The sequence below is a fragment of the Cellulomonas algicola genome (assembly GCF_003851725.1).
Lineage (GTDB): Bacteria > Actinomycetota > Actinomycetes > Actinomycetales > Cellulomonadaceae > Cellulomonas > Cellulomonas algicola.
Genome location: NZ_BHYL01000237.1, coordinates 1 through 4,058 on the forward strand (window position 1 = coordinate 1; position 4,058 = coordinate 4,058).

The window sequence follows — 4,058 nt, forward strand, 5'->3', positions numbered from 1 at the left end:
GCCCGTCGGCGCCGCCCGGCCCGCGCACCGGCGCGGCGTCGGACGGTCCGCGGCGCTCGTCCCGGCGTCGGCGCCGCGACTCCAGGGCGCGGTCGAGCCGCGCCTGCGCCGACGCGACGAGCCGGGACCGCGTGCTGGCCAGGAGGAAGGCGAGGTCGAGCACGAGGCCGAGCCCCCACAGCAGGTACGCGGCCGGTCCGTCGACCCACCACGACACGATCCACGGGAGCACGCCCGCGCCGGTGTGCACGACGGGCAGGTCGACGACGACGGTCGCCCGCCGCCACGGCCGCGACGCGACGACACGTCCGACGACGTAGGCGATCGCGAACGCGCGGCGGTGCTCGTCGTCGATCCCGGGCACGGCGGCCGTCATCACGCCGAGCGCGACCATCCCCGCGAGCATCGTGACGGTGCGCGTCGTCTCGGCGGCGATGTCGGCGTACGTCGTGAAGCACGCCCACACCAGCCAGAACGCGGCGAACGCGACGACGTAGATGCCGAGCCCGACGCCGGTGCGCTCGTGCGCGAGCAGGTGCGCGAGCGCACCGATGCCCGCGACGGCGACGAGGTCGAAGAAGAGCTCCAGCCAGGACGCGTGCCGCTCGACCGCGACCGCGTCGGCCACGGGCGGGCGGTCGTCGCGTCCGTCCGGTCCCTCGTGAGCGGCGTCGTCGCCGCCCGGGTCGGGGCCGCCGACCTCGTCCGGTGGGGCGTGCTCCATGTCGGCATGCTCCCGCGTCGGGCCGCCTGTCGTCAGCCCTGGCCACGTCAGGACCCGAGGCCGTCCCGTCGGGTCCACCGACGGCGACGGGACGGCCGGTCCCGGCGTCAGGCCCGCTGCGGCACCGACGTCGTGGCGGTGAACCCGGCGGCGCGCCGCTCGTCGGCCGCGGTCCACAGGGTGGTACCGACCTCGGCCTGCACGAGCGGGATCACCTCCTCGGCGAACCGGCGCAGCACGTCCTCCTGCCGCGACGGCTCGAGCAGGTGGTTGACCGAGACCGACTGCAGGTCGTGCCGGTACGAACGGTGGTAGTCGAGGATCTTCTCGGCGACGCGCTCGGGCGAGCCGACCAGGGCGGGCCCGCGCTCGACGGCCTCCTCGATCGTGCGGAAGCTCGTCACCTTCCCGACCGCTGCGGGGTCGTGCCGACGGGCGTCCTGCGCGCGGACCAGGCCCTCGTACAGCGGCCGGTACTGCTCGACGGCCTCCTCCGTCGTGTCGGCGAGGAACAGCCCGCCCGACCCCGACCCGACGTAGGCGTGCCGCGGGTCGTGCCCGTGCGCGGCGTGCTGCTCGCGGTAGTGGTCGATGAGCACCTGGTAGTTCTCGCGCGGCTGCAGCGCGTTCGCGGAGACGATCGGGTCACCCCACCGGGCGGCGAGCTCGACGGCGAACCGCGACGTGGCCGAGCCGTGCCAGATGCGGAACGGCCCGTCGAACGGCCGCGGGAGCGTCGTGGCGTGCTCCAGCGACGGCCGGTGCCGACCCTCCCACGAGACGTCCTCGCCGGACAGCAGCAGCCGGAGCAGCTCGTAGTTCTCCTCGAGGTACTCGTACTGCTTCGCGATGTCGAGGCCGAGCAGCGGGTACTGCAGCACCTCGTTGCCCTTGCCGATGACGATCTCGAGCCGGCCGCGGCTCAGCTGGTCGACGGTCGCGAGGTCCTCGGCGACGCGCACCGGGTCGAGCAGCGACAGCACGGTGACGCCGGTCGACAGCAGGATGCGCGACGTGCGGGCCGCGACGGCGCCGAGGATGACGGTCGGCGCGGACGACAGCACGTCGCCCGCGTGCCGCTCCCCCACGGCGAACGAGTCGAACCCGAGCTCCTCGGCGAGGACCGCGTGGTCGATGACGCGCTGGAGCCGGTCGGACGGCGGGACGGCCTCGCCCGTGACGGGGTGCGGCGGGTTGAAGACGATGTCGAGCAGCTGGAAGCGCACCGCCGGTCCCCTCAGGCGGCCTTCGCCGCGGCGGCGTCGCGCTCGGCGACCCCCTCGCGCACGAGCGGGATGACGTAGCGGCCGAAGTCGGCGGCGTCGTGCAGCAGGTCGTAGCCGCGCGCGGAGATCACGCGCACGCCGAGGTCGTAGTACGCGAGCAGGGCCTGCGCGACGGTCTCGGGCGTACCGACGAGCGCGTTCGAGTTGCCCGCGCCGCCGGTCGCCTTCGCGGTCGCGGTCCACAGCGCGGTGTCGAACCGCTCGCCCTGCGCGGCGATCTCCAGGAGGCGCTGCGAGCCGGCGTTCTGCGGGGCGTCGATCGGGTGGCGACGGCTGAGCGTGCCGCCGAGCGCGGCCTTGCGGGCCTCGATGCGCCCGAGGATCGCGTGCGCCTTCTCCCAGGCGAGCTCCTCGGTCGGCGCGATGATCGGCCGGAACGCGGCGTGGATGCGCGGTGGGGTGGTCCGACCCGCGGCAGCGGCCTCGCGGTGGATGCGCGCGATCTGCTCGGCGGTGCGGTCGAGCGGCTCGCCCCAGACGGCGAAGATGTCGGCCTCGGCCGCGCCGACCCGGTACGCGGCGTCCGACGAGCCGCCGAACGAGATCGTCGGGGTCCGTCCCTCGTACGGCGTCACGTCGAGGACGAAGTCACGGAACTCGTAGAACTCGCCGGAGTGGTCGAACGCCTCCCGGCTGGCCCACGCCTTCTTGACGATCTGGATGTACTCCCGGGTGCGCGCGTACCGCTCGTCCTTGGTGAGCGTGTCGCCCTCGCGCTGCTGCTCGTGGTCGTTGCCGCCCGTGATGAAGTGCACCGACAGCCGACCCTCGGAGAGCTGGTCGAGCGTCGCGAACGACTTCGCGGCGAACGTCGGGTAGGACACGTTGGGCCGGTGCGCGAGCAGCAGCTCGATCGTCTCGGTGCGCGCGGCGGCGTGCGCGAGCAGCGCCGACGGCTCGGGCCCCGACGAGCCGTACGCGAACAGCACGCGCGTCCAGCCGTACTCCTCGTGCGTGCGGACGATCCGCTCGAGGTACTGGCGGTCGAACGGGGCGGTGGTGCGGTCGGACGTCTCGGAGGCGTCGCTCGTGGTGGCGATGCCGAGGAACTCGACGGGCACGGGTCTCTCCTGCTCTCGGAAGGGGCGGGGTGGGTCGGGGTCGGGTCGGAGGTGGGCCCGGGGGGGGCGGGCGGCTCGGGCGGACGGGCGGACGGGCGGTCAGACGGTCGCGGCGACGGGCTCACGGTCGTCGAGGGCGGCCGGCGTGCTCGCGTTCCACGCCTGTGCGATCAGCTCGAACGACCGCACGCGCGCTGCCGGGTCGTGCACCTCGGTCGTCAGCAGCAGCTCGTCGGCGCCGGTCGCCCGCTGGAGCGCCTCGAGCCGCTCGACGACGGTCGCGGCGCTGCCGACGAAGCGCGTGCTCACGCGGTCGAGCAGCAGCGCCCGCTCCTGCTCGGGGCGGGCCTCCCACGGCGTGCCGATGCCGGGACGCGGGTAGACGGCCGCGCCGCCACCACTGCGGATCGACAGCACCCAGTCGGCGAACCCGTCGGCGAGCCCCGCCGCGCGCTCGTCGGTCTCCGAGGCGAGCACGTCGGCGGACACCACGACGTAGGGCGCGTCGAGCACGCCCGGCCGGAACGCCGCGCGGTACTGCTCGACGGTCTCGAGCACGGTCGCCGGGCTGACGTGGTAGTTCGCCGCGAGCGGCAGGCCGAGCTCCCCCGCGACGCGCGCGCTCTCGCCGCCGCTCGACGCGAGCACCCACAGGTCGAGGTCGGCGCCCTGCACGGGCGGGCTCACGTAGGGGCGCCCGTCCGCGTCGCGGAACGTCCCCGCGCGCAGCCCGAGCACGACCTCGAGCTCCTCGCGGAAGACGCCCGACGTACGGCTGGCCCCGATCACGCGGGTCTGCGCCAGGAAGCGCTCGCGCAGCGCGGAGTCACCACGGTCGAGCGGCGGCGTCGCGGGGACGTGCAGCCCGTCGACGTCCCGCGCGGGCTGCGGCTCGCGGCGCGGCGGCGCGTCCGCCGCGACCGTGGCGACCGGCGCGTCCCCGGCGATCGAGTCCTCCGCGGCGACCGAGTCGTCCGCGGCCACGGC

At 75.0% G+C, this 4,058-nt stretch carries 4 protein-coding genes; all 4 read right to left on the reverse strand.

The features are described from left to right. Nucleotides 1-724 (reverse strand): low temperature requirement protein A (locus CTKZ_RS14755; RefSeq protein ID WP_148090502.1); only part of this gene is annotated, 724 nt, incomplete at its 3' end. A gap of 107 nt (nucleotides 725-831) precedes the next feature. Continuing rightward, a complete protein-coding gene (locus CTKZ_RS14760) occupies nucleotides 832-1,950 on the reverse strand; it encodes an LLM class flavin-dependent oxidoreductase (protein WP_124343653.1) in 1,119 nt (372 codons plus the stop codon). Between the two features lie 11 nt (nucleotides 1,951-1,961). Beyond that, on the reverse strand, nucleotides 1,962-3,071 hold the full coding sequence (locus CTKZ_RS14765) for an LLM class flavin-dependent oxidoreductase (protein ID WP_124343654.1): 1,110 nt from the start codon (nucleotides 3,069-3,071) through the stop codon (nucleotides 1,962-1,964). A gap of 99 nt (nucleotides 3,072-3,170) precedes the next feature. Then, on the reverse strand, nucleotides 3,171-4,058 hold an 888-nt coding region (locus CTKZ_RS14770), incomplete at its 5' end, for an LLM class flavin-dependent oxidoreductase (protein WP_200829760.1).